This is a genomic window from Yersinia hibernica, assembly GCF_004124235.1.
GTDB classification, from domain to species: domain Bacteria; phylum Pseudomonadota; class Gammaproteobacteria; order Enterobacterales; family Enterobacteriaceae; genus Yersinia; species Yersinia hibernica.
In genome coordinates this window covers 3,599,670-3,612,521 of record NZ_CP032487.1, presented here as the reverse complement: position 1 = coordinate 3,612,521, position 12,852 = coordinate 3,599,670, and the positions used below count along the sequence as shown (strand labels likewise).

Genomic DNA, 12,852 nt, shown 5'->3' with positions numbered 1-12,852 from the left:
ATGCTATGAGTCTGAATTTTCTTGATTTTGAACAGCCGATTGCAGAGCTGGAAGCGAAAATTGACTCGCTGACTGCAGTCAGCCGTCAAGACGAAAAATTAGATATTAATCTGGACGAAGAGGTTCAGCGTCTACGTGAGAAAAGTGTCGAGCTGACGCGGAAGATATTCTCGGATCTTGGCGCATGGCAAATTGCCCAATTGGCGCGCCATCCTGGTCGCCCTTATACCCTGGATTATATCGCTAATATCTTTACTGATTTCGAAGAACTGGCAGGTGATCGCGCCTATGCCGACGATAAAGCTATCGTCGGTGGTATCGCTCGTCTGGATGGCCGCCCGGTGATGATCATTGGTCATCAAAAGGGCCGTGATACCAAAGAGAAGATTCGTCGTAACTTTGGCATGCCAGCACCAGAGGGTTATCGTAAAGCATTGCGTCTAATGGAAATGGCTGAGCGCTTTAAGCTACCAATCATTACTTTCATTGATACGCCAGGGGCTTATCCTGGTGTCGGTGCTGAGGAGCGCGGCCAATCGGAAGCTATTGCCCGCAACCTGCGTGAGATGTCGCGTCTGAATGTGCCCATTGTTTGCACCGTCATTGGTGAGGGTGGTTCTGGTGGTGCATTGGCCATTGGTGTTGGCGATAAAGTGAATATGCTGCAATACAGCACTTATTCTGTTATTTCACCCGAAGGTTGTGCTTCTATTTTGTGGAAAAGTGCTGATAAAGCACCTTTAGCTGCTGAAGCCATGGGTATTACTGCGCATCGTTTGAAAGAATTGAAGATGATTGATTCAGTTATCCCCGAACCTTTAGGTGGCGCACATCGTGATTATTCCGCGATCGCGGCTTCACTAAAAGCACAACTTCTGGCTGATCTGAGTGATCTGGATGTTCTGAATAACGAAGAGTTATTAAATCGTCGCTATCAACGTCTGATGAATTATGGTTATTGCTGAGTAATCGCATTATCCATAGAGTTTATCACTGAAGTCAGATAATGAAATCCGGTACATATTTTGTGTACTGGATTTTTTTTATAAGTACCCGGCCAACACGATCAAGTCAATATGCCATGTTATAGCCTTTCTTGTGGTGAAGGTCGTGTTTAAATAATCCAATAGAATTTTTTAAATACCAAAGATACTGATGGGTATTTATCTCAAAATAATGTTTAACCTCATAATTTTCCGGTAAAAGGTACCCTGTGCTGAATTTTCATGTTGTTATAGATGATTAGTGAGCAATTTGAGGATTCACCAATGAATATCATCGCAATCATGGGGCCAATGGGGGTTTACTATAAAGATGAACCTATACGAGAGTTGAATGATGCTCTGCTCGCCAGAGGTTTTCAGCTAATCTATCCTAAGAGCCGCAGTGATCTGCTCAAACTTATTGAGCATAACGCGCGAATTATTGGTGTTATCTTTGATTGGGACCAGCATAGTACCGAGCTTTGTACTGAGATTAATGAGCTAAACGAATACCTCCCACTTTACGCATTTATCAATACGACATCGTCACTAGATGTTAGTTTAAATGAAATGCGCATGGCACTTTATTTCTTTGAATATACCCTGAATGCTGCTGAAGATATCGCGCAACATATTGGGTCGTGCCGCAGATTTAGTGGTAATGGTTAATTGTCAGATACCATCCGATGATCTTATCGTGCATTTCTTCTGATTTTGAGAAGCAGATAGTCTTGCGGGCTAACCGTTTGAGATGGGTTCGCAAGTTCAGATTATGTCGCTCTATCCTCTGGGTGTATTTCTTGCTGATAACATGACTGGTTGAGGACAATAAAGTGCGGTATACCGGCCAGGCATCGGTCATGTAGAAGGCAATGCTAAACTGGCTCAGCAAAACCAGAAGACGCTTTAATGTCAAAGCATTTCGCGGGCCAAATACATGGGCGATAACGCGCTTTCGGATGCGGTCATAGGCATAAAACAGCCAGCGTTGATTGCCTTTACAGCGGACATATGACCACTGCTCATCGGCTTCACAGCAGATAACCACCTCTGCGCTAGGCTCTACGTTTTGCGCTACCTGGTGCGGCGTAAGTTTTTTAGATGACGCAGAACGGTATTGAGGCTTATCCGTAGAACCCGTGCTGTATCGCGGCATCCGGAGCCGTTCATCGCCATATCAACGATGGCCTGATGGGTTTCGGGTTTAGCTCCGTTGTAGCGATAGCTGAGCTGGAAGGTCTTCAGGCATTGGTTACAGCGATAGAGCTGCGCCCCTGAGCCGGAGTGGCCGTTTCGGATAACCCCATGAGTTTCAGAACAGCGAGGACAAACCACATCAATCTTTGCCATCAATCATCCAAAGGGTAAAGAGTACACCAACACTAAGTTTGCGTCACGACCACATATTGAACAATATACGACAGTGTATATGGATAGCATTACTCCGCCTTTAACTAAGGCGCTATTTAATTATGTCAAAGAAGGCAAGTATACTTTCTGTACCCCCGGGCATATGGCGGGAACGGCCTTTCAAAAAAGTCCGGTTGGCAGTTTATTCTATGATTTCTTTGGTGCAAATACGCTTAAAGCCGATATCTCAATATCCGTCACTGAACTTGGCTCATTATTAGACCATACCGGGCCACATCTGGAGGCAGAGGAGTATATTGCCCGTACTTTCAATGCCGAACAGAGTTATATGGTGACGAATGGCACGTCAACGGCAAATAAAATAATTGGCATGTACTCATCCCCCGCGGGTAGTACAGTGCTGATTGACCGTAATTGCCATAAGTCCCTGACCCACCTTTTGATGATGAGCGATATTATTCCGCTCTATTTATGCCCCGCCCGTAATGCTTATGGCATCTTAGGTGGGATCCCGCAGCATGAATTTACCCAAGAATCTATTACGGCGAAAGTTGCGCAGACCAGTAATGCCAGTTGGCCCGTGCATGCGGTAATAACGAATTCTACCTATGATGGCTTACTCTATAATACTGATTATATTAAGCAGACATTAGATGTCCCCTCCATCCACTTTGATTCCGCCTGGGTTCCTTATACTAACTTTCATGAAATTTATGAGGGCAAGAGTGGCATGAGTGGTGAGCGAATTGCGGGGAAAGTATTCTATGAAACACAATCGACACATAAATTATTGGCCGCATTCTCTCAAGCATCCATGATTCATATTAAAGGTGATTACAATGAAAGCACTTTTAATGAAGCTTATATGATGCATACCACCACCTCGCCAAATTACGGTATTGTTGCCTCGACGGAAACCGCGGCGGCAATGATGCGCGGCAACCCAGGCCGGCGCATGATCTTGCGCTCCATTGAGCGGGCCATGCATTTTCGTAAAGAAGTCCGCCGCTTACGGGCAGAGAGTGATAATTGGTTCTTCGATGTTTGGCAGCCGGAAGATATCGACGAAATAGCCAGCTGGCCACTACAACCTGGGCAGAAATGGCATGGTTTTAGTCATGCTGATGCCGACCATATGTATCTTGACCCGATAAAAGTCACTATTTTGACACCGGGAATGAGCAGTGAGGGCGGGCTTGAAGCCGAAGGGATCCCTGCAGCACTGGTCGCAAAGTTTTTGGATGAGCGCGGGATCGTCGTCGAGAAAACCGGCCCATATAACTTGCTGTTTTTATTCAGTATCGGTATTGATAAAACCAAGGCAATGAGTTTATTGCGTGGTTTAACTGATTTTAAACGCGCTTTTGATCTCAATTTACGGGTCAAAAATATGTTGCCGGACCTGTTTGCTGAAGATCCGGATTTTTATCGCCACATGCGCATTCAGGATCTGGCAGCCGGTATCCATCAATTGATCCGCCAGCATGATTTACCCCGTTTGATGCGCGAGTCATTTAATGTGTTGCCGGAGATGAAACTCACGCCATATAACATGTTTCAGCAGCAGATCCGCGGTAATATAGTGGCTTGCGACATGGCTGATTTGATTGGCAAAGTGGTCGCCAACATGATTTTACCTTATCCGCCGGGGGTGCCATTGGTCATGCCAGGGGAAATGATCACCGAGGAGAGCCGCGCAGTATTGGATTTCCTCCTAATGCTTTGTGCTATTGGCGCACATTACCCTGGATTTGAAACAGATATACATGGTGCCAAGCGCGATGATGACGGGCGTTACTGGGTCAATGTTCTCAATATAAATGACTAAGTTGGAGTGATATATGTTGGCAATCCGTCAGATTCATCACATTGCAATCATTGGTTCAGATTATCAAGCGAGCAAAAAATTCTACTGTGATGTCTTGGGTTTTAGTCTCATGAGCGAAGTTTATCGTGCAGCGCGGGATTCGTGGAAAGCGGATCTGGCGTTACAGGGTCAGTACACGATTGAGCTATTTTCCTTTCCCTCTCCTGCCGCTCGCCCTAGCCGCCCGGAAGCATGTGGCTTACGGCATTTGGCTTTTCAAGTAGATGATATTGAGCAAGCAGTGCGGGAACTTGAAGCCGCCGGGGTGATTTGCGAAGCAGTTCGCATTGACTGCTATACACAGTCACGTTTTACTTTCTTTAATGACCCAGATGGTTTACCTCTGGAGCTCTATGAATTGACAGCGGAATAAAATGAACGCCATGTCTGCTACACCCAATGTGTTACTTAATCCATTGTTTGCACAATTGGCGCAACATCGGCATGTTTTGGTTGGGTTCAGCGGCGGCCTCGATTCCAGTGTATTGCTACATTTATTGGTTTGCCTGCGTGATCAACTTATCCCTGATTTGAATATCCGCGCCATTCATATTCACCATGGTCTAAACCCATTGGCAGACAGTTGGGTAAAACATTGCCAGCAACAGTGCAGGCAATGGAAAATTCCATTGGAAGTGGTGCGTGTAAGCATTGATAAGCGCTATGCGGGCCTTGAAGCGGCGGCGAGAACCGCGCGTTATGCGGCTTTTTCCTCACATTTAGCCGCCAATGAAGTGCTGCTGACTGCCCAGCACTTAGATGATCAGTGTGAGACTTTCTTATTGGCTCTCAAACGCGGCAGTGGCCCTGCGGGGTTATCTGCCATGGCGGCTAAAATGCCTTTTGCTCACAGCCAGCTATGGCGGCCATTATTGGGTTTTTCTCGTGAAATATTAGAGGGTTATGCCATAGCGCAGCAACTGCAATGGATTGAGGACGACAGTAATCAGGATGATCGCTTTGATCGCAATTTTTTGCGATTAAGGGTTTTACCTTTGCTGAGTCAGCGCTGGCCACATTTTGCTCAAGCTACAGCGCGCAGCGCCAGTTTATGTGCAGAGCAGGAGCAACTGTTGGATGAGTTGCTGGCCGATAATTTGCAGCAGCTGCAAAATGCTGAAGGCGCACTGTCTGTCGAGGGGCTATTACTGGCCTCAGAAGTTAAGCGCGCGGCGCTATTGCGCCGTTGGTTAGCTGAACGAGGTGCCTCAATGCCATCGCAGAGCCAACTGCAGCGTTTGTGGCTGGAAGTAGCGATGGCCAGACCCGATGCCGAGCCGCAATTGACTGTTGGTGCACATCAGGTTCGTCGTTTCAGGCAATATTTATATCTGTTACCGCCACAGATGGAGATAAGAATATCATATCTGCCTTGGGCTAAAGTCCAGGCAACCCCTGACCAAATGCCAGCTGTACCCGCGCCTTTGATTTTACCCGCTCACCTTGGGGTGTTGAGTTTTGCGCCAGAAGCTGGACAAGCCATTAAGGTTCCCGCCATTGGCGAAGAGCTAAACATACGCTTTGGTTTACAAGGAGAAATCAAGATTGTCGGGCGGTATCATTCGCGCCATGTTAAGAAAATATGGCAGGAGTTAGGTATTCCGCCATGGCAGCGGGAACGCATTCCGCTGCTGTATTTTGGTGAGCAATTAATTGCCGCAGCAGGGGTATTTGTCACTCAGATGGGGCAAGCTAAAGAAAACGAGCCATGCTGGTACCTTCATTGGGCCAAAACGGAATCGAATAATAAGAATAAATAAGATCGTTAATTTTTGAGGAGCAATGATGAAATTGGTCGTTAGTCTGGTTGTAATCAGCTTATGTAGTTTTTCGGCACTAGCAAAAAATGATATTGAAGCCGGTCGTGCAAAATCGGCCAGCTGTGTTGCTTGTCATGGTGCACAGGGCAAGGTTTCTGTACCAATGTATCCTAACCTGGCTGGGCAGAATGCTATGTATTTAGAGCAATCATTAAAAGCATATAAAAAGGGGGAGCGGACGGGGGGCCAGGCAGGAGTGATGCAGGCTTATGTTACTCCTTTAACCGACGATGATATCTCTGATTTGGCTGCTTATTATGCGAGTTTGAAACCTTAGTCACTTACACTCGCCATCTAGCAAGGTGCCGTTCGTTCATCCTTTTGTCAGCTCTGAATGCAAAACGGGCCACTGAAAAGTGGCCCGTCTTAAAGGTGCAGAAACTATGATGCACTTACGACTACAGTCCCGATTTCGGGGTGACTGAAGCTGGCTATGTGGTCAAGACGTAACTCACGCATTGCCCCTTCCTGCTCGACAATCAGGTATTCGACCTTTTTTCTCAGCAGTAGATCGCTAGCTTTACCTTCTACGATCTCACCGCCTCTCAACTTCAACGTCAGTATCAGGTGATGTTGGCAGGCGAGTTCCAGATTATCGTAGTCATCACAATTGATGGGTTGATACTCTTCACTCATCGACATAATCGCTCACCAATAAGTTAGCGGCGGCGAAGGCCGCCTGTTCCCTAACGGAGGACGGGAGTGCGTCGTTAGCCGCAACTTCGTCCAATGCTTTCAATACACAACCCAGTGCATCCGACACATAGCCCTGGTCACCACTCGCTATTTGTGCATAAAAACGGCGTACTAACTCACAGTATTGCTGCACAGTAATCCTCCTGGAAAAGTTTAACCCGGTAGATTCTCTGTGGGGACGCCACACGGTCAACCTACGAAGATAAACTCTGAACTTATAAGGACTATAGCACAGGAGTGCTGGAGATATTAGATCCTGAACTAAGCTTTCTTTTTAGTATTGATACCACTAATAACTCGCTTATCCCGGGCTGGTAGCTAGCGGGCCGAATCAAGTACACTAGCAGCCAGATAATTAAGAGGTCACCCATGGCACTAAAAGCAACCATCCATAAAGCCACTGTTAACATTGCTGATATGGATCGTAATTTTTTTCAGGATGTTAACCTGACCATCGCGCAACACCCATCCGAAACCGACCAGCGTATGATGCTACGTTTACTGGCATGGATTTGTCATGCTGATGAGCGCTTGCTGTTTACCAAGGGCTTGAGCGCTGATGATGAGCCAGAAATTTGGCGTCACAATGATCATAATGGTATCGAACTGTGGGTCGAACTCGGTCTTCCCGAGGAGAAAAGGCTGCGCAAAGCCTGTAATCAATCACAGCAAGTTGTGCTCTATGCATACAGCGAAAGGGCCGCTAAAGTGTGGTGGCCACAGGTTCAAGACAAATTGTCTGGGCACCGTAATCTTCGGGTGCGCTTCCTTGATGATGAAAAGATGGCCAAGCTGGCAGCATTGTCCCAGCGCAATATGTCATTGCAAGCCACGTTGCAAGAGGGAACTATTTGGTTATCTGATGATGAGAATAATCTGGAAATTAGTTTTGATGAATGGCAAGGCGATGGGCAATAAGCGTGTTGATTATATCTAATAATGTCAGCCTACCCGATAGCGAGATTGAATTGACGGCTATCCGGGCTCAAGGTGCTGGCGGGCAACATGTTAATAAAACCTCAACGGCTATTCATTTGCGCTTTGACATCAAGGCCTCAAGCCTGCCAGAGTATTATAAAGAAAGGTTATTATTGCTAAATAGCCATTTGATGACCGCCGAGGGGGTCATTATTATCAAAGCGCAAGAATACCGCAGCCAGGATATGAATCGTGAGGCGGCATTAGCGCGGTTGGTGGCGTTAATTCGCCAAGCTATGGTGATAGAAAAAACTCGCCGTGCGACAAAACCGACTAAGGGTTCAAAAATTAGGCGAGTCGAAAGTAAAGTCCGCAAAGGGGCGACAAAAGCGCTGCGCGGTAAAATACATCAGGAATGATGCTGATATCTGCCCATATTGGTAGCTTACGCAGTTTCATTACTTCTATATCGGACACAGTACGGGAGAATGACTGTGAGTAAATTAACAATAACGCTATTTTTGGCAGTAGGTGCGCTGTCATTATTAGGTTGTAATAACCGCCACCAACCGGTTGAGCAGGTTTTACAACCGATGCAGCAAAGTTATCAGGGCGTTTTACCCTGTGCAGATTGCAGTGGTTTGGATACTTCATTATTTCTCGACAGTGACGGAACATTTGTCTTGAAAGAGATTTATCGTGGTGCGAATCATTCTGCAGACAATAAGAATGGTGACCCAGCCTTTGCTGAATATGGCCAGTGGGCACGTACAGCGGATAAATTGGTTTTAACTAATGCACAGGGGGAAAAACGTTATTTCCGGCCGGTGGGTAAAAACTTGGTGATGCTTGATCAACAAGGCCTGCCGATTGAATCCAAATTGAATTATCAGCTGGTACCCAGCGATCAGTCTTTACCTAAAACGCCGATGCCGCTAAGTGGTATGTATAAATATTTTGCTGATGCGGCGGTATTTACCGACTGCGCTACCGGAAAAACCTTCCCAGTGGAGAATAATATCGCATTGGAAAAGGGCTATTTAGCCGCGCGTAAAAATGTCGGGGAACCTGTGTTCCTGACCCTCAATGGTCATTTTGATATGCGGCCATCAATGGAAGAGGGGCAGTCAGATAAGACTTTGATCCCGGCTGGCGATATTCAGTTTAATGCCAATAAGAGCTGTAACAGCCAATAGAACTCGTTTGTTGCTGTAATAAAAAAAAGCCGCCAGTTGTTATTCACACTCTGGCGGCTTGATATTTATAGCTAATTAGCGTTTGATTTGACTCAATAAGAACTCAATGATTTCATTAGTTTTAATCATTTGCTTCTCACCGACCCGACGATTTTTGTATTCCACTTCTTCGCTATCAAGATTGCGATCGCCAATCACGATATTGTGCGGCACGCCAATCAACTCCATATCGGCAAACATCACGCCCGGGCGCTCTTTACGATCATCAAGAATAACGTCGATGCCATGTGAGCGAAGGGTGTTGTACAACTCTTCCGCCAGTTCTTTTACTCGGAAAGATTTGTGCATATTCATTGGCAAAATAGCAACCTGGAATGGGGCAATAGCATCTGGCCAAATAATACCGCGGTCATCATGATTTTGTTCAATCGCCGCTGCTACTACGCGGGATACCCCAATTCCGTAACAACCCATGGTCATCACTTGATTACGGCCATCTTCACCCTGAACCGTCGCTTTCATGGCTTCTGAGTATTTGGTGCCTAACTGGAAGATGTGACCAACTTCGATACCGCGTTTGATTTGCAGTGTGCCGTTACCATCAGGGCTGATATCACCTTCAACGACATTACGCAGGTCAGCTACTTGTGGCAGGGGCAAATCACGCTCCCAGTTAATGCCAAAGTAATGTTTGCCATCGATGTTCGCACCAGCACCAAAATCACTCATTACCGCTACGCTGCGGTCAACCACAACCGGCAGTGGCAAGTTAACTGGGCCTAATGAACCTGGGCCAGCACCGATAGCTGCACGAATTTCTTCTTCAGTCGCGAAGGTCAGCGGCTTAGCAACTTGCGGTAATTTTTCCGCTTTGATTTCATTTAATTCATGATCGCCACGCACCAGCAAAGCCACTAACTTATGGCCGCTCTCTTCATGAGCATGAACCATTAAGGTTTTCACGGTTTTCTCAATCGGCAGGTTGAATTGCTCGACTAACTCAGCGATGGTTTTAGCATTCGGGGTATCAATGATTCGCAGTTCTTCAGCCGCTAGCGCCCGTGGTGCCGATGGTGCCAGCGCTTCAGCAAACTCAATGTTAGCGGCATAATCTGAGCCGGTTGAGAACACGATATCGTCTTCGCCGCTTTCGGCCAGCACTTGGAATTCATGAGATGCACTGCCACCGATTGAACCGGTATCCGCCAACACTGCACGGAAATTCAAGTCCATGCGCTCGAAAATCTTACTGTATGCGGCATACATCGCATCGTAAGTCTCTTGCAATGATTCCTGAGTAGTATGGAAAGAGTAAGCATCTTTCATCAAGAATTCACGCGCGCGCATCACACCAAAACGCGGCCTAACTTCGTCACGGAACTTGGTCTGGATTTGGAAAAAGTTCAGCGGCAGTTGTTTGTAAGAGTTTATCTCACCGCGAATCAGGTCAGTAATCACTTCTTCATGGGTTGGGCCGAGTACAAAAGGGCGCTCGCCACGATCAACAAAACGTAGTAGCTCAGGGCCATATTGTTCCCAGCGGCCACTTTCTTGCCACAAATCAGCCGGTTGCACGACAGGCATGGAAACTTCGATAGCACCGGCGTTATTCATCTCTTCGCGCACGATGTTTTCGACTTTCTTCAACACCCGAACCCCGGTCGGCAGCCAGGTATAAAGACCTGAGGCCAGTTTACGGATCATCCCGGCACGGAGCATCAGCTGGTGGCTGATAACTTCAGCATCAGCAGGGGTCTCCTTCAGAGTGGAGAGCAAATATTGGCTAGTACGCATGATGTTTTGGTTCCATTAGCACTGCAATTAGAGGCAGCCAAAAAGTAAAAGTGGTTTAGTTTACCAGCGAGTGCGGGTTGTCAAAAGAGAGCAGGGCGAAATTTAGCGTGGGTCAAGTGATAACACTTCCGTTTGGCCCTCGATAACCCGCCAGCGCACGTTAAATTCCAGTAGCAGAACAGCATATTCTCGGCTTTCACTGTCACCTTTGCGGTAGGCTGGGCGCGGGTCTTGCGCTAATACCTGAGAAATAAAACGCCGTAAATGTGGATAACGCGGTTGTTGCTGCACTAGCTGCTGTTCGGCAATGTGGGAAAAGCTCACTGGCATATCTGCATCAGGGGCGGTTTGAGCAAAGCCCGCGCGAGCATGGGGTTGGCTCTCCGCGAAGGGTAAATAGGGTTTGATATCAATGACCGGCGTACCATCAACTAAATCTAGACTGCCGAGCTGCAAAATCACTTCCCCCCCTTGGCAGCAGATCCCTTTCAACTCGATTAGGGACATACCAATCGGGTTGGGGCGAAATGTGGAGCGGGTAGCAAATACGCCCATCCGGGCATTGCCGCCTAAGCGAGGAGGGCGAACTGTTGGCCGCCAACCGCCGTCCATGGTTTGATGGAAAACAAACATCACCCAGACATGACTAAAATCAGATAACCCGCGTACAGCTTCCGGCTGGTTATAGGGGGGCAGAAGTTGTAACTCTCCACCGCCATCTTCAATCAGACCGGGCTGCCGCGGCACGGCAAACTTCTCTTTATAGGGCGAGCGGATGACGCCGATCTGATGAAAAGAAAATACACTCATTTTGATGAAACATTCAGTGCAGAACCCTGGCATACGGCTTGTTGGTAACAGCCAGGGACACCACTTTGTATTTCACATTGATGCAGTAAGACTGCATTGGCTTTCATATAAGATGCACGAGTTTGCATTCTTTTACGGGCGGTGGCGATACTCGGCGGGGAGTCTTGCACTGTGGATTGGCAAGATTCACCAGATACTTCGCCCAAGTCACGAAAAGGCTTACCCACAAGCTCTTCTGCACTTTTATAAAGTTTTACCGGTGCCGGACGCGGGGCTACCGTAGGGCTGGGTTTGATAACCGGGGACGGTTGCTTAACCGGATTTTCTGTGGTGGATGGCTTTGATTGAAGCATGGAGCATCCAGTTAGCGAGAGAGCTAACAGACACAGAGGTAACGCACGCATAGAAATTCCTCAGCCTTTTTATTTAAGAGGCGCTATTGAAGCAATCTATTATGCAAATAACAAGACGGGCCTGAGCCCGTCTTGCAATATATTTAGCAAACACTGAATTTAACAAACTTGATATTCAGTAAAAAAGCCAATTGCTCATTACCAGCCTTTGACTGCGCCGCCATTGAATGCTTTGTTTGCTGCATCGTAAACTTCGTCAGACTGGTACGCCTGCACGAATTTCTTCACGTTTTCCGCATCTTTGTTATCTTCACGGGCCACGATCAGGTTGACGTAAGGTGACTCTTTGTCTTCGACAAACAGGCCATCTTTAGCCGGTGTCAGGCCGATTTGGCTTGCATAGGTGGTATTGATAATTGCCAAAGCGATTTGTTGGTCATCCAAAGAACGTGGCAGTTGAGGAGCTTCCAACTCAACCAATTTCAGGTTTTTAGGATTCTCAACTACATCCAGCACAGTTGGTAGTAGACCAACACCTTCTTTCAGCTTAATCAGACCCACTTTTTGCAGCAGTAACAGAGAACGACCTAGGTTAGTCGGGTCATTTGGCAGTGCTACCTGAGAGCCAGGTTGTAATTCTTCCAATGATTTGATTTTTTTAGAGTAGCCAGCAATTGGGTAAACGAATGAGTTGCCAACAGCAACCAATTTGTAACCGCGATCTTTAATTTGCTGATCCAGATAAGGTTTATGTTGGAAAGCATTCAGGTCAATATCACCTTTGCTCAGTGCTTCGTTTGGTAAGACATAGTCGTTAAACGTGACCAGCTCAACATCCAGGCCGTATTTATCTTTTGCAACTTTCTGAGCAACTTCAGCAACTTGTTGTTCAGCACCGACAATGACGCCAACCTTAATGTGGTTTGGATCTTTTTCCGCTGGGCCGCAACCCACCAGTGCCAAAGTACCAATCAATGCACTGACTGCCGCGATAGATTTGAATTTTAAAGACATATCCTTTCCTCTATAGACATTCGTTAAGAT

The 12,852-nt window shown here is 46.9% G+C and carries 14 protein-coding genes and 2 pseudogenes; 9 read left to right on the top strand and 7 right to left on the bottom strand.

From position 1 onward, the window contains the following. The first annotated feature begins 5 nt into the window (after window positions 1-5). Both accA and D5F51_RS17015 read left to right on the top strand, forming a co-directional pair. Window positions 6-965 carry an acetyl-CoA carboxylase carboxyl transferase subunit alpha gene (gene accA, locus D5F51_RS17020; protein ID WP_050098126.1) on the top strand — a complete coding sequence of 320 codons (960 nt, stop codon included), beginning with the start codon at window positions 6-8 and terminating at the stop codon, window positions 963-965. A gap of 303 nt (window positions 966-1,268) precedes the next feature. After that, window positions 1,269-1,619: pseudogene (locus tag D5F51_RS17015) on the top strand (Orn/Lys/Arg decarboxylase N-terminal domain-containing protein); the annotation flags it as partial. 16 nt (window positions 1,620-1,635) lie between these two features. Here D5F51_RS17015 and D5F51_RS17010 read toward each other — a convergent pair. Continuing rightward, window positions 1,636-2,333, bottom strand: a protein-coding gene (locus D5F51_RS17010) for an IS1 family transposase (RefSeq protein WP_100273935.1) whose coding sequence is annotated in 2 segments (ribosomal slippage) — window positions 1,636-2,075 and window positions 2,075-2,333 — 699 coding nt in all. Because the reading frame shifts where the segments join, the coding sequence is not laid out codon by codon here. Window positions 2,334-2,388: 55 nt separating this feature from the next. On the opposite strand from D5F51_RS17010, the pseudogene D5F51_RS17005 reads away from it, so the two are divergent. From D5F51_RS17005 to D5F51_RS16990, 4 genes and pseudogenes are all read left to right on the top strand, one after another. Then, window positions 2,389-4,182 (top strand): annotated as a pseudogene (locus D5F51_RS17005) (lysine decarboxylase LdcC); the annotation flags it as partial. Between the two features lie 13 nt (window positions 4,183-4,195). Next, entirely contained in the window at window positions 4,196-4,594 is a 399-nt protein-coding gene (locus D5F51_RS17000) for a VOC family protein (protein ID WP_025377300.1), read from the top strand. Between the two features lies 1 nt (window position 4,595). Further along, window positions 4,596-5,981: a tRNA lysidine(34) synthetase TilS gene (gene tilS, locus D5F51_RS16995; protein ID WP_129198034.1), complete on the top strand. Its 1,386-nt coding sequence runs from the start codon at window positions 4,596-4,598 to the stop codon at window positions 5,979-5,981. 22 nt (window positions 5,982-6,003) lie between these two features. Then, a complete protein-coding gene (locus D5F51_RS16990; RefSeq protein WP_025377302.1) occupies window positions 6,004-6,318 on the top strand; it encodes a c-type cytochrome in 315 nt (104 codons plus the stop codon). A gap of 104 nt (window positions 6,319-6,422) precedes the next feature. On the opposite strand, the gene rof is transcribed toward D5F51_RS16990, so the two are convergent. Together rof and D5F51_RS16980 are read right to left on the bottom strand one after the other, a co-directional pair. Further along, window positions 6,423-6,683: a Rho-binding antiterminator gene (gene rof / locus D5F51_RS16985; protein WP_025377303.1), complete on the bottom strand. Its 261-nt coding sequence runs from the start codon at window positions 6,681-6,683 to the stop codon at window positions 6,423-6,425. Continuing rightward, entirely contained in the window at window positions 6,670-6,870 is a 201-nt protein-coding gene (locus D5F51_RS16980) for a YaeP family protein (protein ID WP_004391680.1), read from the bottom strand. Before D5F51_RS16980 ends, rof begins: the two co-directional genes overlap by 14 nt. A 236-nt stretch (window positions 6,871-7,106) precedes the next feature. On the opposite strand from D5F51_RS16980, the gene D5F51_RS16975 reads away from it, so the two are divergent. From D5F51_RS16975 to nlpE, 3 genes are all read left to right on the top strand, one after another. Next, on the top strand, window positions 7,107-7,655 hold the full coding sequence (locus tag D5F51_RS16975) for a YaeQ family protein (RefSeq protein ID WP_025377304.1): 549 nt from the start codon (window positions 7,107-7,109) through the stop codon (window positions 7,653-7,655). A gap of 2 nt (window positions 7,656-7,657) precedes the next feature. Next, on the top strand, window positions 7,658-8,074 hold the full coding sequence (gene arfB / locus D5F51_RS16970; protein ID WP_129198032.1) for an alternative ribosome rescue aminoacyl-tRNA hydrolase ArfB: 417 nt from the start codon (window positions 7,658-7,660) through the stop codon (window positions 8,072-8,074). Between the two features lie 75 nt (window positions 8,075-8,149). Further along, window positions 8,150-8,851, top strand: coding sequence for an envelope stress response activation lipoprotein NlpE (nlpE, locus tag D5F51_RS16965; RefSeq protein WP_162301773.1), 702 nt, complete (start codon window positions 8,150-8,152; stop codon window positions 8,849-8,851). Between the two features lie 75 nt (window positions 8,852-8,926). On the opposite strand, the gene proS is transcribed toward nlpE, so the two are convergent. From proS to D5F51_RS16945, 4 genes are all read right to left on the bottom strand, one after another. Continuing rightward, complete coding sequence (gene proS / locus D5F51_RS16960) at window positions 8,927-10,645, bottom strand: proline--tRNA ligase (protein ID WP_129198028.1); 1,719 nt, start codon at window positions 10,643-10,645, stop codon at window positions 8,927-8,929. Window positions 10,646-10,747: 102 nt separating this feature from the next. Next, window positions 10,748-11,455, bottom strand: coding sequence for a tRNA (N6-threonylcarbamoyladenosine(37)-N6)-methyltransferase TrmO (tsaA, locus tag D5F51_RS16955; RefSeq protein WP_129198026.1), 708 nt, complete (start codon window positions 11,453-11,455; stop codon window positions 10,748-10,750). Then, a complete protein-coding gene (gene rcsF / locus D5F51_RS16950) occupies window positions 11,452-11,859 on the bottom strand; it encodes an Rcs stress response system protein RcsF (protein WP_025377308.1) in 408 nt (135 codons plus the stop codon). The genes tsaA and rcsF overlap by 4 nt, the downstream gene beginning before the upstream one ends. A gap of 147 nt (window positions 11,860-12,006) precedes the next feature. Next, on the bottom strand, window positions 12,007-12,822 hold the full coding sequence (locus tag D5F51_RS16945) for a MetQ/NlpA family lipoprotein (protein ID WP_129198024.1): 816 nt from the start codon (window positions 12,820-12,822) through the stop codon (window positions 12,007-12,009). Window positions 12,823-12,852 lie beyond the last annotated feature (30 nt).

Excerpts from the sequence above, each read along its gene's own strand:
- tsaA (WP_129198026.1), bottom strand. The coding sequence starts at position 11,455 with ATGAGTGTATTTTCTTTTCATCAGATCGGCGTCATCCGCTCGCCCTAT.
- proS (WP_129198028.1), bottom strand. The coding sequence starts at position 10,645 with ATGCGTACTAGCCAATATTTGCTCTCCACTCTGAAGGAGACCCCTGCT.
- tilS (WP_129198034.1), top strand. The coding sequence starts at position 4,596 with ATGAACGCCATGTCTGCTACACCCAATGTGTTACTTAATCCATTGTTT.
- rof (WP_025377303.1), bottom strand. The coding sequence starts at position 6,683 with ATGTCGATGAGTGAAGAGTATCAACCCATCAATTGTGATGACTACGAT.
- D5F51_RS16990 (WP_025377302.1), top strand. The coding sequence starts at position 6,004 with ATGATGAAATTGGTCGTTAGTCTGGTTGTAATCAGCTTATGTAGTTTT.
- rcsF (WP_025377308.1), bottom strand. The coding sequence starts at position 11,859 with ATGCGTGCGTTACCTCTGTGTCTGTTAGCTCTCTCGCTAACTGGATGC.
- D5F51_RS16945 (WP_129198024.1), bottom strand. The coding sequence starts at position 12,822 with ATGTCTTTAAAATTCAAATCTATCGCGGCAGTCAGTGCATTGATTGGT.
- D5F51_RS16975 (WP_025377304.1), top strand. The coding sequence starts at position 7,107 with ATGGCACTAAAAGCAACCATCCATAAAGCCACTGTTAACATTGCTGAT.
- D5F51_RS17000 (WP_025377300.1), top strand. The coding sequence starts at position 4,196 with ATGTTGGCAATCCGTCAGATTCATCACATTGCAATCATTGGTTCAGAT.
- accA (WP_050098126.1), top strand. The coding sequence starts at position 6 with ATGAGTCTGAATTTTCTTGATTTTGAACAGCCGATTGCAGAGCTGGAA.